General features: G+C 63.0%; 19 protein-coding genes and 1 pseudogene. 10 read left to right on the top strand and 10 right to left on the bottom strand.

Annotated elements, in window-relative coordinates; translation table 11 throughout:
• Positions 1-10: 10 nt before the first annotated feature.
• Complete coding sequence (locus KKY_RS12475; RefSeq protein ID WP_014131721.1) at positions 11-1,327, bottom strand: HlyD family type I secretion periplasmic adaptor subunit; 1,317 nt, start codon at positions 1,325-1,327, stop codon at positions 11-13.
• On the bottom strand, positions 1,324-3,042 hold the full coding sequence (locus KKY_RS12480; RefSeq protein WP_139305049.1) for a type I secretion system permease/ATPase: 1,719 nt from the start codon (positions 3,040-3,042) through the stop codon (positions 1,324-1,326). Before KKY_RS12480 ends, KKY_RS12475 begins: the two co-directional genes overlap by 4 nt.
• Before the next feature lie 135 nt (positions 3,043-3,177).
• On the opposite strand from KKY_RS12480, the gene glmS reads away from it, so the two are divergent.
• A complete protein-coding gene (gene glmS / locus KKY_RS12485; protein ID WP_014131723.1) occupies positions 3,178-5,004 on the top strand; it encodes a glutamine--fructose-6-phosphate transaminase (isomerizing) in 1,827 nt (608 codons plus the stop codon).
• A gap of 50 nt (positions 5,005-5,054) precedes the next feature.
• Here the strand turns inward: glmS and KKY_RS12490 are convergent, their stop codons facing one another.
• The 8 genes and pseudogenes from KKY_RS12490 to gntR all read right to left on the bottom strand — a co-directional run bounded on the left by KKY_RS12490 (position 5,055) and on the right by gntR (position 12,786).
• A complete protein-coding gene (locus KKY_RS12490) occupies positions 5,055-5,906 on the bottom strand; it encodes a fumarylacetoacetate hydrolase family protein (RefSeq protein ID WP_014131724.1) in 852 nt (283 codons plus the stop codon).
• Positions 5,907-6,057: 151 nt separating this feature from the next.
• Positions 6,058-6,789: an SDR family oxidoreductase gene (locus KKY_RS12495; protein WP_014131725.1), complete on the bottom strand. Its 732-nt coding sequence runs from the start codon at positions 6,787-6,789 to the stop codon at positions 6,058-6,060.
• 10 nt (positions 6,790-6,799) lie between these two features.
• Entirely contained in the window at positions 6,800-7,561 is a 762-nt protein-coding gene (locus KKY_RS12500; RefSeq protein WP_014131726.1) for an SDR family NAD(P)-dependent oxidoreductase, read from the bottom strand.
• Positions 7,562-7,615: 54 nt separating this feature from the next.
• The gene (locus KKY_RS12505) at positions 7,616-8,557 is read right to left on the bottom strand and encodes a 2-hydroxyacid dehydrogenase (RefSeq protein ID WP_014131727.1); all 942 of its coding nucleotides are present in this window, start codon (positions 8,555-8,557) and stop codon (positions 7,616-7,618) included.
• A 209-nt stretch (positions 8,558-8,766) separates the two neighbouring features.
• Positions 8,767-9,903, bottom strand: a complete 1,137-nt coding sequence (locus KKY_RS12510; protein ID WP_014131728.1) for a fumarylacetoacetate hydrolase family protein — start codon at positions 9,901-9,903, stop codon at positions 8,767-8,769.
• Positions 9,904-10,058: 155 nt separating this feature from the next.
• A pseudogene (locus tag KKY_RS12515) lies at positions 10,059-10,743 on the bottom strand (SDR family oxidoreductase).
• A complete protein-coding gene (gene denD / locus KKY_RS12520) occupies positions 10,740-11,729 on the bottom strand; it encodes a D-erythronate dehydrogenase (RefSeq protein WP_014131730.1) in 990 nt (329 codons plus the stop codon). Before denD ends, KKY_RS12515 begins: the two are co-directional and overlap by 4 nt.
• A 25-nt stretch (positions 11,730-11,754) precedes the next feature.
• Complete coding sequence (gene gntR / locus KKY_RS12525; RefSeq protein WP_014131731.1) at positions 11,755-12,786, bottom strand: HTH-type transcriptional regulator GntR; 1,032 nt, start codon at positions 12,784-12,786, stop codon at positions 11,755-11,757.
• 210 nt (positions 12,787-12,996) lie between these two features.
• Between gntR and KKY_RS12530 the strand changes: the two genes are divergently transcribed.
• The 9 genes from KKY_RS12530 to KKY_RS12570 all read left to right on the top strand — a co-directional run bounded on the left by KKY_RS12530 (position 12,997) and on the right by KKY_RS12570 (position 23,581).
• A complete protein-coding gene (locus KKY_RS12530) occupies positions 12,997-13,530 on the top strand; it encodes a TRAP transporter small permease (RefSeq protein ID WP_014131732.1) in 534 nt (177 codons plus the stop codon).
• Positions 13,527-14,804 carry a TRAP transporter large permease subunit gene (locus KKY_RS12535; protein WP_014131733.1) on the top strand — a complete coding sequence of 426 codons (1,278 nt, stop codon included), beginning with the start codon at positions 13,527-13,529 and terminating at the stop codon, positions 14,802-14,804. Before KKY_RS12530 ends, KKY_RS12535 begins: the two co-directional genes overlap by 4 nt.
• Positions 14,805-14,839: 35 nt before the next feature.
• The gene (locus tag KKY_RS12540) at positions 14,840-15,847 is read left to right on the top strand and encodes a TRAP transporter substrate-binding protein (RefSeq protein WP_014131734.1); all 1,008 of its coding nucleotides are present in this window, start codon (positions 14,840-14,842) and stop codon (positions 15,845-15,847) included.
• A gap of 72 nt (positions 15,848-15,919) precedes the next feature.
• Positions 15,920-17,131: a mandelate racemase/muconate lactonizing enzyme family protein gene (locus KKY_RS12545; RefSeq protein ID WP_014131735.1), complete on the top strand. Its 1,212-nt coding sequence runs from the start codon at positions 15,920-15,922 to the stop codon at positions 17,129-17,131.
• A complete protein-coding gene (locus tag KKY_RS12550; RefSeq protein WP_014131736.1) occupies positions 17,132-18,061 on the top strand; it encodes a DMT family transporter in 930 nt (309 codons plus the stop codon).
• Positions 18,058-19,839: an IlvD/Edd family dehydratase gene (locus KKY_RS12555; RefSeq protein WP_014131737.1), complete on the top strand. Its 1,782-nt coding sequence runs from the start codon at positions 18,058-18,060 to the stop codon at positions 19,837-19,839. Before KKY_RS12550 ends, KKY_RS12555 begins: the two co-directional genes overlap by 4 nt.
• A 176-nt stretch (positions 19,840-20,015) precedes the next feature.
• The gene (locus KKY_RS12560) at positions 20,016-20,780 is read left to right on the top strand and encodes an SDR family oxidoreductase (RefSeq protein ID WP_014131738.1); all 765 of its coding nucleotides are present in this window, start codon (positions 20,016-20,018) and stop codon (positions 20,778-20,780) included.
• Between the two features lie 116 nt (positions 20,781-20,896).
• Positions 20,897-22,669, top strand: coding sequence for a pyrroloquinoline quinone-dependent dehydrogenase (locus KKY_RS12565; protein WP_014131739.1), 1,773 nt, complete (start codon positions 20,897-20,899; stop codon positions 22,667-22,669).
• Positions 22,670-22,720: 51 nt separating this feature from the next.
• Positions 22,721-23,581 (top strand): substrate-binding periplasmic protein, encoded by an 861-nt coding sequence (locus tag KKY_RS12570; RefSeq protein WP_041528746.1) that lies wholly within the window; start codon positions 22,721-22,723, stop codon positions 23,579-23,581.
• Positions 23,582-24,362: the final 781 nt, after the last annotated feature.

Raw genomic sequence — 24,362 nt, forward strand, 5'->3', positions numbered from 1 at the left:
GGGATTGGTCTCAGTCCTCGCGGAAGGCCAGTGAGAGCTGGTCCATGACCGGTTTGGCGAGATAGCTCAGAACGGTCTTTTCTCCCGTCGCAAAAAACGCCTCAACGGGCATCCCCGGAATCAGCCGCGCCGTTTCGGGCAATTTGTTGAGTTCATCGGCCGGAAGGCGCACCCTGACGACATAAAACTGCATGCCTGACGCAGCATCCCGTGTCAGATCGGGAGAGATCCTGTCCACCAGTCCGGCCAATTCGGGTGTCGAGCGCGCATTGAAGCTCGAAAGCCGCAATGTGACGGTTTGTTGGATGGCGAGCTTGTCGATATCGAGCGGATTGATGCGCACATCGACCATGATCTCGTCATCCTGGGGAACGATCTGCATGAGCGTTTCCCCCGCGCCGGCAACGCCACCCAGCGTTGTAATCTGCATCTGATGCACGATGCCGGCAATCGGTGCGCGTATGACGAGACGGTTGAGCCTGTCCTGAGCGGCAACCCTTTGCTGCTCGAGTTCTGCAATCTGCTGGCCGGTTTCCTGCAACTGTCCCAGAACCTCGCTCTGGTAGGATTCCTGCACCTGCGATATCTCCAGCCTGCGCTCGGCGGTCGCCGCATGGCCGCGAGCGATCTCTGTGGCAATGCGAGCACTCTCGCCATCGAGCTGCGCGATCTGGCGGCCCAATTCGCTCACCCGGCTTGCTTCCACGAGCCCCTGGGACAGGAGCGTGGACAATCTGTCGAACTGTTCGGTCAGAATATCGACCTGGGCGATCACCGCGTCGCGCTGGGCTCCAAGTCCTGCAACCTGGTTCTCCAATTGAACGACCTGTTCGCCCAGTTGGGCAATCTGGGTGGAAAGAGCTGCGGCGCGGGAGGCGCGAAGGCGGTCTTCAGCCGCAAACAGGGCGCGATTACGCTCGATATTGGCCAGTCCATCGAGTTCGGTTGCCCACGCCATGCCGGCCGAACCGGCCGCTTCGGCCAGCAGCCGGGCCCGGCGGATATAGGCCTCTCCCAATTGCGCCTCGATGACCGCCATATTGGCCGCAACCGAAGTGCCGTCGAGCACGGCCAGGGTTTGGCCCGCCTCGACTTCGGCATCGTTGCGCACCAGAATTTCGCTTATGATACCGCCTTCCTGATGCTGCACACGGCGCACGCCCCCATCGACGACCACGCTCCCCCCGGCCACCACGGCTCCCGAAAGCGGCGTGATGGCAGCCCAGAAGCCCAGCCCGCCCACCAGCGTCATGATGGCAACCGAGCCGAGCAGGCCATGGCGGCCAAGGCTGCGCGCCGTTGCATATTCGATGTCGATGGCGCTCATTTCCGTCTCGCTTTCCGGGCGATATCGAGGGAGGCCGGCTGGGCGGTGATCGAGGCCAGTACGGCATCCTTGGGACCGAAGGCGGCCTGGCGGCCGTCCTGAAGGAACAGGATCGTATCGACGGCCGCGATGGCGGTCGGACGGTGGGCAACGATGACCATGATCGCCCCGCGCGCCTTGGCCCCGGCGATTGCCGCATTGCATGCAGCGTCCCCGGCGGCGTCGAGGTTGGAATTGGGCTCGTCGAGCACGATCAGAAACGGATCGCCATAGAGCGCCCGGGCCAACCCGATGCGTTGACGCTGGCCGGCGGAAAGCATGGCGCCCTGCGGCCCGATCGGCGTGTCATAACCATGCGGCAGCGACGCGATCAGCTCATGCACGCCCGCTGCCTCGGCCGCCTTGAGCACGTCCTCGAACTCCCCATCGCTTCGGAAGCGGGCGATGTTTTGCGCGACGGTGCCGGCAAACAGTTCCACCGTCTGGGGCAGATAGCCCAGCGCCATGCCCAGCCGGTCGGGATCGTAATGGGAGAGCTCGGACCCATCGAGCCGGACGACACCGCTCCGCGCCGGCCAGATGCCCATCAGCGTACGGATAAGCGATGATTTTCCGCACCCCGACGTTCCCAGCACCCCCATGGCCTCGCCCGATTTGAGCTCGAAATTGACCCCGCAGACCAGCGCCGGCCCATCCGGCAATGGCGAGATGGCAAGATCGGAAACCCCAAGACTGGACTTCGGCAGCGGCAGGGCGACCCGCTCGGGCTTGCCTTTCGCTTCGGCCAGCACGGTCTTGAGCCGGGCCTTTGCCTGGCGTGCGGCCACGAAACCACGCCAGTTCGCAACGGCCTGTTCCACAGGGGAGAGCGCGCGCGCCGTAACGATCGACGCGGCGATCATCAGCCCCGCCGATATCTCCCCCCCAATGGCGAGATAGGCGCCCATCGCGAGAACACCGGACTGCAAGAGCAGCCGGAACCCCTTGGTCAGCGCCGAAAAAATGGTGGCACGGTCTGCGGCGCGGGCCTGGGTCATCAGCATCTTGGTGTTGGCTGCCTCCCAGCGGTCGGCAAGCGTTTCGCGCATGCCCATGGCCAGCACCGCTTCTGCGTTTGTCGCAAGATCGCTGTGCTGGCTCTGGCGCGCATTGGCGGCGGCATTGGCATCGCGCGACGGTCCGCGGGACGACCACTCGTTGAGGATCATGAGCACGCTCACCACCCCGGCCCCGGCCAATGCCAGCCAGCCCAGCATGGGGTGAAAGGCAAAGACGATGAAGAGATAGATCGGCACCCAGGGCAGATCGAGCAACGCCATCGGCCCGGCTCCGGCCAGGAACTGGCGCAGGGTTTCGGCATCCCGGATAGGGTCGCCCTCGGTCCCCCTTCGGGACGATGCGCTTGAGGCGACGACCTGTGCAAAGACCGGGCGAGTCAGCCGCGCCGCGGCCAGAACCGAATAGCGCGTCGCCATGCGGCTGCGCACGATCTCGATAACGCTGTAAAACCCGTAGAGCCCGATAACCAGCCCGGTAAGAGCCATGAGGGTGGGCACCGACTTGCTCGCCAGCACCCTGTCATAGATCTGCAGCATGAACAGCGGCCCGGTCAGCAGCAACAGGTTGGAGATTATGCTCAAAAGCCCCAGCCCCAGCACCGCCCCCCGGCCCGAAGGCCTTCCGGGCCTGCGCCCACCGTTCTCGCGTGATGCCATGATTGCCGTCCCGGAAAATACGCGTGCCCCCGGTTTTCCCACAGCACAGCGCCGGCACCTTGACGATTGTCAATAATCGGCCGGACCGTCTCGACTACCAAACCGGCATGTCATCCAACCGGTGGAGGGCCACAAATGTGCGGCATTGTCGGGATCGCAGGCAACCGGCCGGTGGCCGAACGGCTGGTCAGCGCGCTGACCCGGCTCGAATATCGCGGCTATGACAGCGCCGGCATCGCCACCCAGGCTTCAGGGACCATCATGCGCTGCCGGGCACAGGGCAAGCTCGAAAATCTGGCCATAAAGCTCGGCCGAACACCGCTGGAAGGCACCACGGGCATCGGCCATACCAGATGGGCAACCCATGGCGCACCCACCGAGGACAACGCCCACCCTCATGGCACTCACCATGTCGTCGTTGTCCACAACGGCATCATCGAGAACTATCTGCAATTGCGCGCCGATCTGGCTGCTGACGGCTACCGGGCCGAAACCGAAACCGACACCGAAGTCGTTGCGCTTTTGGCAACGCGGGAAATGGACAACGGCGCCACGCCCCGTCAGGCCGTTCAATCCACGCTGGCGAAATTGCGCGGATCATACGCGTTGCTGTTCCTGTTCAAGAATAACGATCGCGAACTGATCGCCGCCCGGCGCGGGTCTCCCTTGACGCTCGGTTATGGCGAAAACGAAATGTTTATCGGCTCGGACGCGCTGGCGCTCGCCCCGTTCACCCGCACGATCACCTATTTCGAGGATGGCGACTGGGCGGTCATAACCCCCGAGGGCGCTGAAATCTTCAACGATCTCGGCCTGCCCGTCGAGCGCCCCTCGCGCGAACTCGGCGCCTATGCCGACCTCGCCGACAAATTCCCCTATCCCCATTTCATGGCCAAGGAAATCCACGAGCAACCCGAGACCATCGCCCGCGCAATCAACCAGTTTCTGGACATGACCACCGGCGCGCTGCGCCCGCTGCCTTCGCTCGATTTCGATTTCACCACCCTGCCCCGAATTACCGCCGCGGCCTGCGGATCGGCTTACTATGCCGGGGCGACTGCGAAATACTGGTTCGAAAATTATGCTGCCCTGCCCTTCGATATCGACATCGCCTCCGAGTTCCGCTACCGCCACCCGCGCCTGACCGAGGGCGGTCTGGCGCTGATGATTTCCCAGTCCGGCGAAACCGCCGACAGCCTCGCCGCGCTGCGCCACTGCGCGGCCAATGGCCAGCACATCGCTTCGGTGGTCAATGTCGAAGAATCCACGATGGCGCGCGAGTCAGCGACGATCTTTCCCTTGCTGTGCGGGGCCGAGATCGGCGTCGCCTCGACCAAGGCCTTCACCTCCCAGCTCGCCGTTCTGCTTTGCCTCGCCCTCAAGGCGGCCCAAGCACGCGGCACGCTCGAACCCGAAATGCTGCACAAGCGCATCGCCGCCCTCATGCTGCTTCCAGCCGCCCTGTCCGAAGCGCTCAAGGCAGAGCCGCAATTGAAGCAGGTCGCCCGGCGCCTGGCATATTTCCATGACGTGCTCTATCTCGGGCGCGGCCCGTTCTATCCGCTGGCGCTCGAAGGCGCGCTCAAGCTCAAGGAAATCTCCTACATTCATGCCGAAGGCTACGCCGCGGGCGAACTCAAGCACGGGCCGATCGCGCTTGTTGAAAAGGGCACGCCGGTTATCGTGCTGGCACCCACCGACGAGCTGTTTGACAAGACCCTGTCAAATCTCAAGGAGGTCACCGCGCGCGGAGCGCATGTGATCCTCATCACAGACCCCCCGGGCGCCGAAATTGCGGGCGGCGACGCAGCCGAGATCATCGTCATGCCCCAGGTCGATCCCGCAATCGCCCCCATCGTTTCCGCCATTCCGCTCCAGCTATTGGCCTACCACACGGCGGTCGAGCGGAAATTGGACGTCGACCGCCCCCGCAATCTGGCAAAATCGGTCACCGTGGAATAGCGCCGGACCGGGCCCGCCTCCGGGGCGCTTCCATTCCAATATGATAGGTTCTAGCCCTGCCAGGCCACGGTCTTCTGGGTCTGTTCGCCCAGCCCTTCAACGCCGAGGCGCATGGTCTGGCCGGGTCTGAGATACACCGGATCGGGCTTGATCCCCATGCCCACGCCCGGTGGCGTGCCGGTGGTGATGACATCGCCCGGCTGCAGGCTCATGAACTGGGAAATATAGCTCACCACACGCACCACCCCGAACACCATCGTTCTGGTTGACCCGTTCTGATAGCGATGCCCGTCGACCTCCAGCCACATGCCGAGATTTTGCGGATCGTTGACCTCGTCTTTGGTCACCAGCCACGGCCCGATCGGCCCGAACGTATCGGCCGATTTGCCCTTGACCCACTGCCCGGAACGCCTGGTCTGGAATTCGCGTTCGGACACGTCGTTGACCACGCAATAGCCCGCCACATGATCGAGGGCATCTTCCTCGTCCACATAGCGCGCCTCCTTGCCGATCACCACGCCAAGCTCGACTTCCCAATCGGTCTGGCTCGAATTTTTCGGAATGATCACATCGTCATTGGGCCCGCAGATCGCGCTGGTCGCCTTCATGAACAGCACGGGCTCCCTGGGCACGTCCAGCCCGCTTTCGGCGGCATGGTCGGCATAATTGAGCCCCACGCAGATGAACTTGCCGACCCGCCCCACGCACGGCCCGATCCGCAGGCTCTTGTCCAACTCCGGCAGCCCCGAAAGATCGGCCCCGGCAATCTTTACCAGCCCCTCGGGCGTCAGCACATCCCCCGCGATATCGTCAACGATCCCGCTCAGATCCCGGATCGTCCCGTCCGAATGCAAAACCGCCGGCCTCTCGGCCCCCTTGGCCCCAACGCGCATGAGCTTCATGGTCTTCTTGTCTCCTTATCGTGTAATGGTGCAATTCAGGTCAGGGTGGAGCGAGCACGGTGGCTGTCGAGAACCGGACCGGAGCGTATTAAAAATACGTGAGGACCGGAAGCGCAGGCAGACGCCGTGCGCAGCCCGCCCTCACCTGAATTTAAGTGGTCCAGCCTCCGTCGATAGCGTAGATTTGTCCCGTCGTATAACTGGCCCCCGCCAGATAGACGGCCAGATCGGCAATCTCTTGCGGCGTCCCAAGCCGCCCCACCGGCTGGCGTGCCTCGAAGGCCGCCCGCGCCGCTTCATAGTCTCCTGTCGCCCGCAACCGCTCCTGCAGCGACGGGCTGTCGACGGTTCCCGGCGCAATCGCGTTGCAGCGAATGCCCTGCCCCACGAAATCGGCAGCCACCGATTTGGTCAGCCCGATCACCGCCGCCTTGGACGCCGTATAGGCGAACCGGTTGGGCACCCCCGTCACCGAGGACGCCACCGAACTCATATTGATGATCGCTCCGTCCCCGCGCGAAATCATGCCCGGCAGCACCGCCCTGATCATGCGCGCCTGCGCCTTGAAATTGAGCTCGAGGGCAAAATCGATATCGGCTTCGCTCGCTTCGAGCACCGTGCCACCATGCACGATCCCCGCGCAATTGAACACGATATCGACGGTCCCGATCTCGGTAACCAACGCCTCCACCGCCTCGGTCGAGAGCACGTCGAGCACCCGCGTCTCGATCCCCGACACGCCATCGAGTTCACCCAGCAGCGTCTCGTTGATATCGGTGGCGAAAACCCGCGCCCCCGCCGCCGCAAACGCCAGCGCCGAAGCGCGCCCGATCCCCTGCGCCGCCGCCGTTATGAGGCAGGTCTTGCCCGAAATATCGGCCATGCGGCCCTCCCTATCTCATGATCCAGCCGCCATCGACATTGATGGTCTGGCCCGTGATGAACCCCGCGCTGTCCGATGCCAGAAACATCAGCGCATGGGCGATATCGTCCGGGCGCCCGCGCCGCTTGATTGCCTGGCTGTCGATGATGCGCTTCTCATAAGCCACCCGGTCGGGATGGATCGCCTCAGCATCGGTCGGAAACGCCCCCGGCGCGATCGCATTGACGGTAATCCCATAGGCGCCGAACTCGCGCGCCCAGCCCCGGGCCAGCCCGATCAGCGCGGCTTTCGATTGCACATAAGGGACCAGATTGTCCCACGCACCCGCCACAGTGATCGAGGAAATGTTGATGATCCGTCCCCAGCCCTTTTGCTTCATCGAAGGCAATGCCGCCATTACGCACACCAATGCCGCCTCCACATTGATCCTGTGGACCAGTTGCATCTCTTCGAATGTAAAATCCTCGAACGGCTTGGACGGATAGATCGCCGCATTGTTGATGACGACATCGAACCCGCCATCCTTTGCCATCAGCCCATCGAGCGTTGCCCTCAATCCCTTAAGATCGGAAAGGTCGCATTGCACCACCCCAAGCCCCGCCGCCCCATCGGCCGCCGCCTCCAGTTGCGCTATTTTTTTCGCATCATTGTCCAGAACGACGACCTGCGCGCCCGCGTCGAGCAGTTTCAGCGTCGTGGGCAGGCCCAATCCGCCCGCCGCGCCCGTATAGAGCACGCGCTTTCCGTCCATCGATCCGAAATGATCGCCCATCCCCGGTCCTCCTTCCCGCCACCTTATCGGGTAAAGCGGCGCGCTCAAGAGCGATCAGGCAAAGCGGCTTGCCGTGATCGAGGTCGGCGGCACCTTACCGGCAAAAAAAGCGTCGATATTGTCCTTGACCGTCTGCGCCATCCCGGTGCGTGTCTCGACCGTCGCGCTGCCCTGGTGGGGGATGAGAAACACGTTGTCGAGTTTTAAGAACCGCGCATCGATCTGCGGCTCGTTCAAAAACACATCGAGCCCCGCCCCCGCGATGGCCTTCGCTTCCAGCGCATCGAGCAGCGCACCTTCGTCGATCACGCTCCCGCGGGCGATATTGACCACGAACCCGTCGCGCCCCAGCGCGTCGAGAACCGTCTTGTCGATCATCCCTTGCGTTTCAGCCGTTGCCGCCACCGCGACCACCAGCACATCGGCCCATTGCGCCAACGCCACCGGCGTATCGAACGCCGTCCAGCCTTCGACAGATTTTTCCGAACGGTTCCAGAACCCGATATCGAACTTGAAGGCCTCTGCCCGTTCCCCGATCGCTTTGCCGATGGCCCCCAGCCCCACGATTCCGAATGTCTTGCCCTTGAGGGCCCGCGCCAACCCCATCTTCTTGCCCTGCGCCCACTCGCCCGAACGCACGAAAGCCTGCCCCTGTCCGAACGCGCGCATCGCGGCGATCACCAGCCCCATGGCCATGTCGGCCACATCGTCGGTCAAAACGCCCAGCGTCGTCGCCACATGGATGGATCGCGACGCGCAAAGATCGAGATCGATCCTGTCGGTGCCCACCCCGTTGACGGCGATCAGCTCGAGATCGGGCAGCTTTTCGATCCATTCGCTTTCCATCCCCAGCCCGCCATTGGTGATCGCCACGCGGAACTCGGAAAGCCGCTCCAGCGCCCTGGGATCGCCCGCCGAAATCAGCTCATAACGCGCCGCCAGTTCCGAGCCGATCGGCTCGAGCAAACTATCGAATGTCAGGATGGGTTCGCCCACGAGATACCTCTTTTTAATTTGGTCCAGGGGTGCCAGATCCAGGTCAGGATGAGGCGAAAATTGTGATGGCCGAGAACCGGACCGGAGCGTACTAAAGGGATGTGAGGACCGGAAGTCGGCATGGCGATGGCTTTACCTTAAACTCGACCTGTCATTCCGGGGAGTGAGAAGCGCAGGGCACGAAAAAAGCGTCTGAATGTCGATTGGTCCTAAAGCAGCCCCGCTTTGGCCAGATCGCCCATCAGTGCCCTTGGCCCATATGTCCACGGCGCGCACTCGGTAGACAGCCGAACCGTGTTGACCAGCGCCCCCAGCATCGGCGTCGAAATCGTCACCAAATCCCCCAGCTTGTGCGTAAACCCCTTGCCGGCCCCGTCGCGGTCCTGCACCGGCGCGAACATCGTCCCCAGATAGAGCGCCAGTCCGTCCGGATATTGATGGTGAGACCCTAGCGCCGCCGCCACAAGCGATTCCGGCGTCCGCGAAATCTGGCTCATCGACGAAGCGCCCGTCAGAACGAACCCGTCTTGGCCCACCACCTCGAGCACAATCTCCATCTGCTTGACGCTGTCGAGCGAAAAGCCACCATCGAACAGCCTGATGAACGGTCCCAGCGCCGCCGAAGCGTTGTTGTCCTTGGCCTTGCCCAAAAGCAGCGCCGAACGCCCCTCGACATCGCGCAGATTGACGTCATTGCCCAGCGTCGCTCCGACAATGTCGCCGTTGGACGAAACGATCAGCGCCACTTCCGGCTCAGGATTGTTCCAGGTCGAGATCGGGTGCAGCCCCACATCGGCCCCATGCCCGACGCTGGCCATCGGCTGGCATTTGGTGAAGATTTCAGCGTCCGGTCCGATCCCCACTTCGAGATATTGGCTCCAGACGCCCTTTTCGACCAGCTTGGCCTTGACCGCCATGGCCGCATCCGAGCCCGGCACCAATTGGGAAAGATCCTCCCCGATCAGCGCAAGGATTTCCCCGCGCAGCGCATCGGCGCGCCCTGCATCGCCCTTGGCCTGCTCCTCGATCACCCGCTCGAGCAGGCTCACCACGAACGTCACTCCCGACGCCTTGACCGCCTGCAGATCGACCGGCGAAAGCAGCGTCACGCCCTCCGCCTTGCCGTCCAGCACCGCATCAAGATCGGCAACCGCTTCACCCGGAGCGCTTTTCACATAGCCGGACGGATCGTCCATCTCGCAAATATCGCGCACCGTCGGCGCGGCTTTGGCGGTGATGTCGATCACCTGCCCATCCCGCACCGTCACGATGCGCGGATGCCCGCCCTCTGCCAGCCGCACCCGGCCCAGAAATACGCCCTTGTTGAAAACCCCTGATCCGTCCATCTTTGTCTCTTCCTAGAACTACTAATTACCGGGCTCACCCAGCGTCCCGCCGGTGCACTTGACCGCTGGCCAGCCCCGAGCCACTGCCTGCCCCTCTCCCTTGGGGGAGAGGGTTGGGGTGAGGGGGCCTTTCTGAGTCCGTGACTCGCCCGCGACTACCCCCTGCCAACGAACGGCATCTGCGTCGCCATCACCGTCATGGTCATCGATGGTCGGCTCGACCGCCATCGACCCATCGGCCTGCAGCACGCCCGACGACATCCGCGTCGTCATGTCCGTTGACGCATTGCCGATATCGATCTGCCCAACGGCGATGTTGAAAGCCCGCCCATCGAGCGCCGAAGCCTTGGTCAGCCCCGTGATCGCGTGCTTGGTCGCGACATAAGGCGCCGATTGCGGGCGCGGCGTCGTGGCCGAAATCGACCCGTTGTTGATGATCCGCCCGCCTTGGGGGCTTTGCGCCTTGAACTGGCGGAACGCGAACTGCGTGCAGAAAAACGCCCCCGACAGATTGGCTGCGACCACTTCGTCCCATTGCGCCGCCGAAATATCTTCCAGCGCCACCGAAGGCGCGTTCATCCCGGCATTGTTGACCAGAAGATCGAGCCGCCCCCAGCGCGCGATCACCGTTTCGAAGGCACGCCCGACCGCTTGCCGGTCCCCAATATCGACCGACACCGCCAGCACCCGCTCGCCGCCTGGATCGATTTCAGCGGCCGTCGCTTCGAGCACCTCAATCCGCCGCCCGAACAGCGCCAGCGCGAACCCGTCGGCGTAAAGCGATCTGGCAATCGCCCTGCCCACTCCGGTGCCACCGCCGGTCACGATTGCAATTTTCATTTCAGCAGCTCCCCGCCCAGCTCGTCCTTAATATGAATGGCGATGATCTCGTCGAACGAGGCTTCGGCCCTAAACCCTAGGGCGAGCGCCCGCGACGCATCGAAATCCTTGGCCCAGCCTTCGACCATCTCGGCGGTCATGGCATCGGGCTCTCGCCGGATCAGCGCCACCGCCTTGTCCCCGGCCACCCGCCGCAGCGCCTCGATCTGTTCGCCCACCGTCGCCGAAAGCCCCGGCATGTTCAGACTCCGCCGCGCCCCGAGCACGGTGGTATCCATTTCTGCCGCGTGAATCAGGAACCCCACTGCCGCGCGCGGGCTGGCATGCCAGTGCCGCGCATCCTCGCTGACCGGCAACACAGCCTCGAGCCCCACCAGCGGCTCGCGCAGGATCGACGAAAAGAACCCCGAAGCCGCCTTGTTGGGCTTGCCCGGACGGATGCAGATGGTCGGCAGGCGAATGCCGACGCCATCGAGGAACCCACGCCGCGAATAGTCGGCCAGCAACAATTCCCCGATCGCCTTCTGCGTCCCGTAGCTGGTGCGCGGCGTCTGGAAAAACTCGTCCCCGATCTTGTCGGGAAACGGCGCGCCGAAAACCGCAATCGAGGACGTAAACACAAAACGCGGGCAATAGGGCTCGCTCTTGCCCGCCTGCCGGATTGCCTCGAAGAGATACCGCGTGCCATCGAGATTGATGGCGTAGCCCTTTTCGAAATCGAGCTCAGCCTCCCCCGAAACGATGGCCGCCAGATGGAAGATCACATCGGGCCGCTCGGCGATCAGCGTTTCGGCCACGCTCGGATCGGCGATATCGATGGCCCGCGTGGTGATATTCAACTCCGGTGCCCGCGGCATTTCAGGCTCGATCACATCGACAAGTGTGAGCCCGTCGATCTGCTTGCCCGCCAACGTGCCCGATGCAACGAGCGCGCTCGTGAGCTTGCGGCCGACCATGCCGGCGGCTCCGATAATCACGATATTCATATGGAGAACCTGTCCTTCCCGAACCTCAGGATTGTTTGCGGTCCGTGCTTTGACGGGCCTTGAGTTCATACCCCACGTCCACGACAGCCGGCTCGGGGCGCTCGCCCTTGGAGGCGGCAACGATCATCTCTATGGCCCGATACCCCATGTCGTAACGCAGGGTCCGGATTGACGAGACCGTGGGGTTGCTGGCGGCTGTGTAATCGAGATCGTTGTAGCCCATGATCCCGAACTGACCCGGCACACGGATGTGCCGCCTCTGGCATTCGAACAGGGCGCCCAGCGCCATGTCGTCATTGTTGCAGAACACAGCATCCGCATCGGGCGCCATGCCGAGGAAATCGGCAAACATCTCGCTCCCGCGCGTCACCGACGACGCCTGCGGCGAGGTCAGGATCAGCCTTTCGTCGTAAAGCCCTTCCCCATGCAGCACTTCGCTATAGCCATCGAGTCGCCTTTGCGCCCGCGGGTCCATGCGCGCGCCGATAAACCCGATACGGCGATATCCCTTCTCGAGCAGGTGGCGCACCGCCGCCCTTCCCCCCTCCCGATGATCGAACCCGATCATCATGTCGATGGGATCTGGCCCGATATCCATGATCTGCACGATGGGGCAGCCGAAACTCTCAAGCAGGGCCCGCGCCGTCTGCGACTGGTCGATCCCCGAAACGATCAGCCCGGCCGGCCGCTGCGCGGCGAACACCTTGAGCAGGTCTTCTTCCTTGCGGTTGGTGTAGCGCGTATTGCCCAACTGCACCTGATAGGGCGTTCCCTCCACGGCATCGTAAATTCCGCGCATCACGTCGGAAAACACAAGGTTGGTCACCGAGGGAATCAGCACCCCGATGGTCGAGGTCGTCGCCGAAGCGAGCGCCCGCGCCGCCTGGTTCGGCGCATAACCAAGCGTATCCACGGCCGCCTGAACGCGCGCCCGAACCTTGTCCGAAACGATCTCCGGCGTCCGCAGCGCGCGCGACGCCGTGATAACGCTGACATCGGCCGCAGCGGCAACATCTTTGAGCGTTACAGCCCTGTAAATATTATCTTTTCTACCCACCATCTCCCTCCAGCGTGCTCATTGCAATACGGCACGCCGTTGACAATGACATACGCTATCATTTAAGCCTTTGTCCAGACGGCTCGTGACTGGCAGGAAAAACTGCCGCCGTGCCGCCGGTGTTTACAGCGCTTTGCAGCAACAGCGCTATGGGAGGAGACCTGAACATGCGCAATGCGCAATTTTGGGCATGGGCGGGATGTTGCGCTCATGACTAGGGCCATCAACCTCATCGTAAAGGCGATCGAATTCGTCCTGGCCGCGCTGCTTTTTGGCATGGTGGTCATGGTCGCCACCAATGTCGTGCTGCGATACGGCTTTAACAGCGGCCTGACTTTTTCCGAGGAGATGAGCCGCTATTTCTTTGTCTGGCTCACCTTCATCGGCGCCGTCCTGGCCTTCAGGGATCATGGCCATATAGGGGTCGAAACCCTCGTCAGGCGGTTCGGCCGGCGCGGACGCCTCGTTTGCATGCTCATCACCAACCTCATCATCCTGATGACGTCGGTGGTGTTTTTCCACGGCACCTGGGTCCAGCACCCAATCAACGCCTCGATGACCGCCGCGGTGGTCGGCATGTCGATGATCTGGGTCTATGGCGTGGGCTATTTCACGTCCCTGGGTATCGGGCTCATCGCCCTGTTCCGCATCTTCGAGATCGTCACCGGCCGCGTCACCGATGCCGATATCGCCCGCTTTGCCGGCGAATATGAAGAAAATCAGGTCGTGGAGCGGGCCATATGATCATCCTGGTCTTTCTCGGTTCCCTGTTCGGCACCCTCGCCATCGGCCTGCCGGTCGCTTTCGCGCTTTTGACAACCGGCATCGTCCTGATGTCCTACATGGGCATCTTCAACACCCAGATCATCGCCCAGCAGATGATCACCGGCGCCAATACCTTCACGCTCCTTGCCATCCCCTTCTTCCTTCTGGCCGGCGAATTGATGAATGCGGGCGGGCTGTCGCGCCGCATCGTGCATTTCGCCGTCACCTGCGTGGGACACATCAGGGGCGGACTGGGTTTTGTGGCGGTCATGGCCGCCGTCATCATGGCGTCGATGTCGGGCTCGGCCGCCGCCGATTCCGCGGCGCTTGCCGCCATTCTCGTGCCCATGATGCGCGATGCGGGCTATAACGTGCCCCGCGCCGCCGGGTTGATGGCATCGGGCGGCATTGTCGCGCCGGTCATTCCGCCCTCGCTCGCCTACATCATCTTCGGTGTCGCCGCCAACGTCTCGATCACCGGTCTGTTTCTGGGCGGCATCGTTCCGGGCCTGATGATGGCGCTGGCGCTCGCCGCCATGTGGGCCTTCGTCGCCCGCACGGAAAAGGTCGTCGCCCTGCCCAAAAGCTCGGGCAGGGAACGCTTCAAGGCTGCCGGCGCCGCTGTCTGGGCGCTGTTCATGCCCGTCATCATCCTGGCCGGCATCCGGTTCGGGGTCTTCACCCCGACCGAAGCGGCAGTCACCGCCGCCGTCTATGCTCTTTTCGTGGGTGGCGTGGTCTATCGCGAATTGACCTGGGCCGGCCTTTACCGGGTGTTCGTCAACGCCGCCAAGACCACCTCGATCGTCATGTTCCTGGTCGCCGCCGCGCTGGTCACGTCCTGGCTCATAACCTCGGCCAACATTCCCAATCAGCTTGTCGGCCTGGTCCAGCCCTTCATCGACAATCCAAAGCTCTTGATGTTCTGCATCGTCTTGCTGCTGCTTGTCGTGGGCATGGTGCTCGACCTGGCTCCGACCATCCTGATCTTTGCCCCCGTGCTCATGCCCATGATCCGGGCGGCCGAGATCGATCCCATCTATTTCGGCATCATCTTTGTGATGACCACCTGCATCTCGTTGATCACCCCGCCGGTCGGCGTCGTGCTCAACGTGGTCAGCGGGGTTTCGCGCGTGCCCATGGGCAAGGTGGTGTATGGCGTCCTGCCATTCATCCTCTCCCAGGTCATCGTGCTGGCCCTGCTCGTTATGTTCCCCGAAATCGTGCTCACGCCGCTCGACTGGCTGCGCTGACCGGTTTCACCACCAAAACCAATGGAGGAGTAACAATGAAAACCATCATCACCACATCGCTGGCCGTCGCGCTGGCCATGAGCGTGGCCCTGCCGGCCAGCGCCCAGATTTCCGACCGCACCATCCGCATCGCCAATGGCGTTGCCGAAGATCACCCGGTGGGCGACGGTGTGGACGCCATGACCCAGTGTATAAACGAAGCCACCGGCGGCGCATGGACCATCAATGCGTTCTGGTCGTCATCCCTCGGCGACGACCTGCAGTCGGCGCAATCCCTGCGGTCGGGCACGCTCGAAATGGTCATTTCCTCGACCTCGCCGCTGGTCGCCATCGAACCGGCCCTCGGCGTCTTCGACCTGCCCTTCCTTCTTTCCAGCGCACAAGAAGCCGACGCCCTGCTCGACGGCGAATTCGGCACCTACATGGCCGACATGATGCCCCAGCACAATCTGGTCAATCTCGCCTATTGGGAAAACGGGTTCCGTAACCTTTCCAACTCGGTCCGCCCGGTGGAAAGCCTTGAAGATTTCGATGGCATGCGCGTCCGCGTCATGCAGAACAACATCTTCCTCGACACCTTCCAGACCCTTGGCACCAACGCAACGCCCATGGCGTTCGGTGAAGTGTTCACGGCCCTGGAAACCGGCGCCATCGATGCCCAGGAAAACCCCTATGTGACCATCGACACCTCGCGCTTTTATGAAGTGCAGGATTACGTCTCCAACACCCGTCACGCCTATACCCCTTTCATGGTGCTGATCTCCAAGCCGATCTTCGATACCTATTCCCAAGAAGAGCAGCAGATCCTGTTCGATTGCGCCATCGTTGGTCGTGACGCCCAGCGTGAGGCCAGCCGTGCCCTGTCCGATGAGTCGCTCCAGCGCATCATCGACGCCGGCGTCGAAGTCAACGACATCTCCGATGAAGCCATGGCCGAAATCCGCGAGGCCGTCGCCGGCGTTTACGAGCGCAGCGCCGAATCCATCGGCGCCGACGTCATCGAACGCGTCAACACCGAACTCGCCGCCATCCGCGGCCAGTAACGTCGCCCTCCCGACGTTGATGGGCGGGGCCACGGCTCCGCCCTTTTACTAACCATCGCCCCGGATATTCCCATGAAGATCACCGCCGTCGAAACCCTGCGCCTTGGCCGGTTCGGCAATGTGGTCTGGGTCCTGATCCGCACCGATGAAGCCATTACCGGGCTGGGCGAAACCTTCCTCGGCGCCGCCGCCGTGGAAGCCTATATCCATGAAACAGTCGCGCCCAAACTGATCGGCCGCGATCCGCTCCAGATTGAAGCGATCAATCGCGATCTCATTGGCTATCTCGGCTGGCGCGGCGCCGGGGTCGAAACCCGCGGCAATTCGGCCGTCGACATCGCGCTCTGGGACATTTTCGGCAAGGCGCTCGGCGTCCCCGTCTCGGTCGCGCTCGGCGGCAAGTCCCGCGATACGATCCGCACCTACAACACCTGCGCCGGCTATTCCTATATCCGCGACAACCGCGCCCAATCCGTCGACAACTGGGGCCTCGATGCAAAGCCCGCCGGCCCGTACGAAGACCTCGACGCCTTCTTGAACCGCGCTGACGAGTTGGCCCTCTCCCTTCTCGATGAAGGGATCACAGCCATGAAGATCTGGCCCTTCGATATCGCCGCCGAACGCACGCACGGCCTCGACATCTCCGCCGAAGAACTGAAAACCGCCCTCGAACCCTTCGAGAAAATCCGCAAGGCGGTCGGCGACAGGATGGACATCATGGTCGAGTTCCATTCCCTCTGGCGCCTGCCCGCCGCCCAGCGCATCGCCCGGGCCTTAAAGCCATACGATACCTATTGGCACGAAGACCCCGTACGCATGGATAGCCTCGAAACGCTCAAGGCTTACGCGCCCCACACCGACGCGATGATCTGCGCGTCCGAGACGCTGGCCTACCCCCACGCCTTCCATGACTATCTCGCCACCGGCGTTGCGGGCGTCGCCATGCTCGATCTCTCCTGGTGCGGCGGCATTTCCGAGGCCCGCAAGATCGCCGCCCTCGCCGAAGCCCGGCAAATCCCCGTCGCGCCGCACGATTGCACCGGCCCGGTGGTGTTCATGGCCTCCTGCCAGTTCTCGCTCCACGCCCGCAACGCCATGATCCAGGAATCCGTGCGCGCGCTCTATACCGGCTGGTACACCGAAGTTGTCGATGCCCTGCCGGTGGTTGAAAATGGACAGATCAGCCTCCCCGATACAGCCGGTCTCGGCATAGAGTTGCTGCCTGAACTCTTTACCCGTCCCGACGCCGTCCACCGGCGCTCCGATGCCAATGGAGAACTCTAGATGAGCAGCCTCAAGGCAACGGCCACCCCAATGTCGCCCGCCCGCATGGGCGTGCTCATCATGCTGTTGGCCATGTTCCTGTTCTCGCTCAACGACGCCATGGGCAAATGGCTGGTCGCCACCTATTCGGTCGGCCAGGTCCTTCTGCTGCGCTCCGCCGTCGCCCTGGTCATCCTGTTGCCCTTCCTCTGGAAATCTGGCCTCAAACCAATCCTTTCGGCCGAGCGCCCGATGCTCCAGTTCGCCCGCGTGGTCTTTTCCACCGCCGAAGTCTTCTGCTTTTACTGGGCCGTCTATTTCCTGCCGCTGGCCGACGTCATGACCTATTGGCTGGCCGCCCCGATCTATGTCGCCGCCATGTCGCCTTTCCTTTTGAAGGAAAAGGTCGGCCCCATCCGCTGGGCCGCCATTGGCCTGGGCTTTGTCGGCGTCCTCGTCGCACTCACCCCCTCGGGCGAGGTCAATCCTCTCGCCATCCTGGTCTCGGTCGTCGGCACGCTGGCCTTCGCGCTGATGGTCATCACCGGCCGCACCCTGCGCGGCACGCCCGACAAGACGCTGGTCTTCTTCCAGATCACCGGTGCCCTTGTCGCCGGCCTGATCCTCACCCCCTTCGGCTGGGTCACCCCCACACTCCCCGATTTCCTCCTGCTCGGCACACTCGGGGTGGTCGCCATGCTGGCCCATATCTGTGTCAACCGCGCCGTCAAGCTCGCCGACGCCGCTGCCGTCGCCCCGCTGCAATATACGCTCCTGCCCTGGGCCATCATTCTGGGCTACCTGCTCTTTGGCGATCTGCCGCGCCCCCTCACGCTGATCGGCGCCGCCATCATCATCACCTCGAGCTTTATCATTTACCTCCGCGAGCAAAGGACAAGGCGCGCCGCCTCCCCCGCGCCATCCACCAGCGGAACTGGAGAAACCCTATGAAAAAACTGCGCTCCCGCGCCTGGTTCGACAATCCGGAAAACCCCGACATGACCGCGCTCTATCTCGAGCGCTACATGAATTACGGGATCACCCGCGAAGAGCTCCAGTCCGGAAAACCCATCATCGGCATCGCCCAGACCGGGTCGGACCTTTCCCCCTGCAACCGCCATCACATGGTCCTCGCCCAGCGTGTGCGCGAAGGCATCCGCGAGGCCGGCGGCATCGCGTTCGAATTCCCCGTCCACCCGATCCAGGAAACCGGCAAGCGTCCCACCGCGGGTCTCGACCGCAACCTGGCTTATCTCGGCCTCGTCGAAGTGCTCTACGGCTACCCCCTCGATGGCGTCGTTCTGACCATAGGCTGCGACAAGACCACCCCCGCCATGCTCATGGGTGCCGCCACCGTCGATATTCCCGCCATCGCGCTCTCGGTCGGTCCCATGCTCAATGGCTGGTTCAAGGGCGAAAGGACCGGCTCGGGCACCATCATCTGGAAGGCCCGCCAGATGATGGCCGCCGGCGAGATCGGCTATGAGGAATTTATCGAACTGGTCGCCTCCTCGGCCCCCTCGGTCGGCTATTGCAACACAATGGGCACCGCGACCACGATGAATTCGCTCGCCGAGGCGCTGGGCATGCAGCTTCCCGGTTCGGCCGCCATCCCCGCCCCGCACAAGGATCGCGCCGCCATAGCCTGGCGCACCGGCAAGCGCATTGTCGATATGGTCCATGAGGATCTAAAGCCCTCAGATATCCTCACCCGCGACAATTTCCTCAATGCCATCGCCGTCAATTCGGCCATCGGCGGCTCCACCAACGCCCCCGTTCACATCAACGCCATCGCCCGCCACGCCGGCGTCGATCTTAAGATCGAGGATTGGCAATCCCACGGCCATCACATTCCCCTGCTGGTCAATCTTCAGCCGGCTGGCCAATATCTGGGCGAGGATTTCCACCGCGCCGGCGGTGTTCCCGCCGTTATCAACGAGCTGATGAAAAAGGGCCTGATCCTTGAGAACGCCCCCACCGTCAACGGCCGGGCCATCGGCGAGAACTGCCGCGCCACCCCCATCCTCGATTCTGACGTCATCCGCCCGTTCGAAACGCCGCTGACCGAAGACGCCGGCTTCATCGTCCTCTCGGGTAACCTCTTCGACAACGCCATAATGAAGACATCGGTCATCTCGCCCGAATTCCGCCAGCGCTATCTGTCCAACCCCGACGACCCGGACGCCTTCGAGGGCAAGGCCGTCGTCTTTGACGGCCCCGAGGATTATCATCACAGGATCGACGATCCTTCCCTTGAAATCGACGAGTTTACCCTGCTCTTCATGCGCGGCGCCGGCCCCATCGGCTATCCTGGCGCCGCCGAGGTCGTCAACATGCGCCCGCCCTCCTACCTCATCAAGCGCGGCATCCATTCGCTCCCCTGCATCGGCGATGGCCGCCAGTCGGGAACGTCGGGCTCCCCCTCGATCCTCAACGCGTCTCCCGAAGCGGCCGCCGGCGGCGGTCTGGCCCTGATCGAAACCGGCGACCGCGTCCGCATCGATCTCAAGCTGGGCACCGCCGACATGCTGGTCAGCGATGACGAACTGGCCCGCCGCCGCGCCGACCTTAACGCAAAGGGCGGTCATCCTTTCCCCGCCCACCAGACCCCCTGGCAGGAGATCCAGCGCTCAATGGTCGACCAGCTCGGCGACGGCGCCGTCCTCAAACCCGCCGTCGCCTACCAGCGCATCGCTCAATCCAAGGGATTACCCAGGGATAATCATTAGGGGCGTCGTAAGGCCGCCTCACCCGTCTGGCTACGCCATCCGACCTCTCCCCCAAGGGAGAGGTCGGCAAGACCGCAAGCGCCGGGCCTTGCCTCTCCCTTGGGGGAGAGGTCGGCGCGAAGCGTCGGGTGAGGGGGCCTTCCCTTTACTTCACCTTTCCATACCGGAGCCCACCCATGACAAACCTCTTCGACCTCACCGGCAAAACCGCCCTCGTGACCGGTTCCTCCCAGGGCATCGGCTATGCCCTCGCCGAAGGGCTCGCTCAGCACGGCGCCCGCATCGTCCTCAACGGCCGCAATCCTCAAAAGCTTCAAGCCGCCGCAAAAGCTCTGAGAGCCGACGGCCACGACGCCCACATCGCCCCCTTCGACGTCACCGATCCCGATGCCGTTATGGCCGCCATCACCAAAATCGAATCCGAGATCGCTCCCATCGATATCCTCATCAACAATGCCGGCATGCAGCACCGCGCCCCGCTCGAGGATTTCCCTCACGACAAATGGGACGAGCTGATGAAAACCAATCTCGATTCGGTGTTCTACGTCGCCCAGGCCGCCGCACGCTTCATGCTCGGGCGCGGCCACGGCAAGATCGTCAACATCGCCTCGGCGACCTCCGAACTCGCCCGCTCCTCGGTCGCTCCTTATACCGCCGCCAAGGGCGCCGTGCGCAATCTCACCCGCGGCATGGCCACCGATTGGGCAGCCAAGGGTCTGCAGGTCAACGCCATAGCCCCGGGCTACTTCCGGACCCCCCTCAACAAGGCCCTGATCGAGGACAAAAAATTCACGGCCTGGCTCGAGGCCCGCACCCCCGCCGGCCGCTGGGGCGATCTCGACGAACTCAAGGGCGCCGCCATCTTCCTCGCTTCCGACGCCGCCAGCTTCGTCAACGGCCACACCCTCTACGTTGATGGCGGCCTGACCATTTCGCTTTAGGACCCTGGGGTCTCCGGTCCCATTTTGTGCAGGTCATGGATCACGATCATGCAGGCGGGATGCACGACGCGTCCCTAACCTCCCCCCGGATACTGAACTCTGTGGAGGAGGACACAATGACAAACTCAGCACTGATGAAAGGGGCGTCGATCCTGACGCTGACTGCCGTGCTCGCGGCTGGCCCCGCCCTTGCCGCACCGGGCGATGACTGGCAGCCGGTCACCGACGAAATGATCCTCGACCCTGATCCGGCCAACTGGCTGAGCTTCCGGCGCACCCTCGACAGTTGGGGCTACAGCCCGCTCGACCAGATCACCGCCGACAATGCCGACCAGCTCCAGCTTGTCTGGACCCGTGGTCTGGCCTCGGGGATCGGAGAAGGCACCCCGCTCGTTTATGACGGCTGGATGTTCTTTCCTCAGACCAACGACATCATCGAGGCCTATGACGCCGCCACCGGCGCGCTGGCCTGGCGGTACGAACGCGAGTTGCCGGCCGATCTCAACGAATACATGCCTTTCACCCAGATCAACCGCAACCTGGCCATCTACGACGACGTCATCATCGATACGACGGGCGACAACTACCTGCTGGCGCTCGACGCCCAGACCGGCCAGATCGCCTGGGAAACCCAGATCAACGACTATCAGGTCACTCCGGCCCAGCACACGACCGGCCCGATCGTCGTCAACGGCAAGATCATCTCGACCGCCGGCTGCGAGCCTTCAGCCGGCCCCGAAGCCTGCGCCGTGGTGGCCCATGACGCGGAATCGGGCGAGCTGTTGTGGCGCACGCTCAATATTCCCCGCGAGGGCGAAGAAGGCGATGAGAGCTGGGGCGACGTGCCCTATGAAGGCCGCTGGCATGTGGGCGCGTGGATGGCCCCGAGCTATGATCCGGAACTCAACCTCATCATCTACGGCACCTCGGTCACCGCGCCTGCGCCCAAATTCATGCTGGGCGGCACCGAAAACCAGCACCTCTACCACAATTCCACAATCGCGCTGGACGCCGATACGGGCGAGCGGGTCTGGTACTACCAGCACCTCATCGACAACTGGGATCTCGACCACCCGTTCGAACGCCTCCTTGTCGATACGGTCGTGGCGCCCGATGCGGACGATGTCGCCTGGATCAATCCCGATATCGAAGAGGGCCGCCAATACCGTGTCGTGACCGGCGTTCCGGGCAAGACCGGCATCGTCTATACCCTCGATCGGGAAACCGGCGAATTCCTGTGGGCCACCCCCACCGTGCACCAGAACGTTGTCGAATCGATCGACGGGGCGACCGGGGAGGTGACGACGAACGCCGCGGTCGTGCCCGATGGCCCCGAACAGACCGTGGCCGTCTGCCCCAGCCAGAACGGCGGCAAGAACTTCTTCACCGGCGCCTACAGCCCCCTCAACAACGCCATGTACTATTCGCTCTTCAACACCTGCATGGATGTGACCACGCTGGGCACCGTTCCCGGTGTCGGCGGCGGCGGCGCCTACCAGATCGCGATGACCGGCCAGCGCGTATCCGAGGGCTCGGAATTCGTCGGCAGCATGCGCGGCATCGACGTTTCTACCGGCGAAACCCTGTGGCTCAACCAAACCCCGGCGGCAACCCTGTCGGTGCTCACAACGGGCAGCGAACTGCTGTTCGCGGGTGACGTGGCGGGCTTTTTCCGCGCCTATGACCAGAACACCGGCGAAACCGTTTGGGAGGTCAATCTCGGCGCCCAGGTATCGGGCTATCCGGTTACCTTCGAGGTTGAAGGCCGGCAATATGTCGCCGTCTCGACCGGCCCCTCCCTGGCGGGCGGCTCGGCCCTGCGGCTGGCTCCCCAGTTCCAGCCCTCGACCGACAGCAATCTGTTCGTCTTTGCGCTGCCCAACACCTGATCCGGCTTTTCCGCCGCCCGGAGCGTTGTTCCGGGCGGCGCCCTATCGTTGATGACCAGAACCTGCCCCATCCTCTCCCGCCTCTCCGGCACGGCGCTCGCGCTGGGTCTGAGCTGCATCGTTGCGGCCGGCGCCTGGGGCCAGTCCCCACAGGCGCCCGACACCCCCTTCGTCCCCGACGATTATCTCGAAACGCCGCGCCGGCCGGGCACCGAAACCATCCGCTTCTGCGCATCCTCCGCCTCGGCGCTGCAACAATTCGACCGCGCCGTGGCCGAGGAGATCGCCAGTCTGCTGCTGCTCGAAACCGAGTGGCGCGAAATTCGCTATCCCTTCCCCGCCCCGCCCCACGATTTCCAGATCGCGCTCAGCGAGGAGGCCCTGTTCGCCGAACTGAACAACCGCTGCGACGTGTTCACCGGCTTTGCCATGACCAGCCTGACATTCCCCGACTGGCTCACGGTCAGCCAGCCCTATCTGACAACCCGCTACGTGCTTGCAACCATCAAGGATGGACCCGCCACTCTTGAGGCGTCCCAACCCGGTGTGCGCATCGGCACGCGGCTGGGAAGCGGTGCCGATGCGGTTTTTGCCGCTTATATCGGGACAAATGCCGAGCCGCGTTGGCGCCGCATCCCCTACCCCGACCACCGCGCACTGCTGCGCAATCTCGACCGGGGATCGGTCGCGGCCGCATTCGTCTGGGAGCCCGCGCTCGCCCTGGCGGCCGCTGAAGGCGACGGTCCGGCCACCTGGTCTCTGATGACGGACGGACCGGGCGTGCCCGATGTCAGCTTCGGCATGGTCATGCTGTCGCGAAACACCTTCCTGCGCGAACTGATCGACCAGGCCCTAACCGAAATGACCGCCTCAGGCACGCTCGCAGAGATCACCGAGACGCACGGGTTCTGAACCGAACTCAGCGAAAATCAATTGAGCATGATCGTTCTGAAAAATGGTGGGTGTAACTGGGATTGAACCAGTGACCCCTGCCGTGTGAACGCATTGCTGAGTTGGCTGCGCGTCGCGCAATATCGGGCTATCCGATTGTTTCCACCACTCTATTTGCCCTTCCTCATTCCCGCTCGTTACCGGTGAAGACCTTCTATTCGTACCGAAATTGGTTCTATTCGTACCATTCGTACCAACCTGATCAGGATGCCGCAGCGCGCTTCTCGTAGTAGACAAAGCGCTGCTCGATGCGGTCAAAGACCTTGCCGTCGACATAAATGGCCGCGGCTCCTGCAATTTCAAAATGTTCGTGCAAAGGGCGCTTTGCATGCAGGCAAAATTGGGGCCGGAAACGGACTGTCGGGTTCTGGCCAAGGAGCGGCGAAAGCCGCCATTCCGCAGTCGACCCCATAGCGGACGTTTAGAGAGGCGTGACCGGCTCTCAAAAGCTGCCATTTTTTAGCCTATTCTCCTCCACAAGTGCCGTGCACCTCTCCCAGGAGGCGTCGTAACCAGGCTTTAACCACGCCTGATTTACCTATCGTTCATGATTTTCCGTCGCTTTGCCATTCTTGGACGTTGTGTGCTGCTTCTGGTCGCTGCCCTCAGCCTGCTGGTGGGATCCGTAAACGCCAGCAGCGCACATGCTTCCGGCGTAGGCGAAATGCTGGCCGAGCTCTCCGAGCATGGCCACGTTCATGGTGTCCTGGTATCGTCTCACGGGCACTATCATTCGTCAGAT

This window comes from Pelagibacterium halotolerans B2 (assembly GCF_000230555.1).
Lineage (GTDB): Bacteria > Pseudomonadota > Alphaproteobacteria > Rhizobiales > Devosiaceae > Pelagibacterium > Pelagibacterium halotolerans.

Bases quoted from the DNA above. Each gene is read 5' to 3' on its own strand.
- KKY_RS12510 (WP_014131728.1), bottom strand. From the start codon at position 9,903: ATGGACGGATCAGGGGTTTTCAACAAGGGCGTATTTCTGGGCCGGGTG.
- denD (WP_014131730.1), bottom strand. From the start codon at position 11,729: ATGAATATCGTGATTATCGGAGCCGCCGGCATGGTCGGCCGCAAGCTC.
- KKY_RS12560 (WP_014131738.1), top strand. From the start codon at position 20,016: ATGACAAACCTCTTCGACCTCACCGGCAAAACCGCCCTCGTGACCGGT.
- KKY_RS12570 (WP_041528746.1), top strand. From the start codon at position 22,721: ATGACCAGAACCTGCCCCATCCTCTCCCGCCTCTCCGGCACGGCGCTC.
- KKY_RS12555 (WP_014131737.1), top strand. From the start codon at position 18,058: ATGAAAAAACTGCGCTCCCGCGCCTGGTTCGACAATCCGGAAAACCCC.
- KKY_RS12530 (WP_014131732.1), top strand. From the start codon at position 12,997: ATGACTAGGGCCATCAACCTCATCGTAAAGGCGATCGAATTCGTCCTG.
- KKY_RS12490 (WP_014131724.1), bottom strand. From the start codon at position 5,906: ATGAAGCTCATGCGCGTTGGGGCCAAGGGGGCCGAGAGGCCGGCGGTT.
- KKY_RS12550 (WP_014131736.1), top strand. From the start codon at position 17,132: ATGAGCAGCCTCAAGGCAACGGCCACCCCAATGTCGCCCGCCCGCATG.
- KKY_RS12565 (WP_014131739.1), top strand. From the start codon at position 20,897: ATGACAAACTCAGCACTGATGAAAGGGGCGTCGATCCTGACGCTGACT.
- KKY_RS12540 (WP_014131734.1), top strand. From the start codon at position 14,840: ATGAAAACCATCATCACCACATCGCTGGCCGTCGCGCTGGCCATGAGC.
- KKY_RS12475 (WP_014131721.1), bottom strand. From the start codon at position 1,327: ATGAGCGCCATCGACATCGAATATGCAACGGCGCGCAGCCTTGGCCGC.
- KKY_RS12500 (WP_014131726.1), bottom strand. From the start codon at position 7,561: ATGGGCGATCATTTCGGATCGATGGACGGAAAGCGCGTGCTCTATACG.
- KKY_RS12545 (WP_014131735.1), top strand. From the start codon at position 15,920: ATGAAGATCACCGCCGTCGAAACCCTGCGCCTTGGCCGGTTCGGCAAT.
- glmS (WP_014131723.1), top strand. From the start codon at position 3,178: ATGTGCGGCATTGTCGGGATCGCAGGCAACCGGCCGGTGGCCGAACGG.
- KKY_RS12495 (WP_014131725.1), bottom strand. From the start codon at position 6,789: ATGGCCGATATTTCGGGCAAGACCTGCCTCATAACGGCGGCGGCGCAG.
- KKY_RS12480 (WP_139305049.1), bottom strand. From the start codon at position 3,042: ATGGCATCACGCGAGAACGGTGGGCGCAGGCCCGGAAGGCCTTCGGGC.
- KKY_RS12535 (WP_014131733.1), top strand. From the start codon at position 13,527: ATGATCATCCTGGTCTTTCTCGGTTCCCTGTTCGGCACCCTCGCCATC.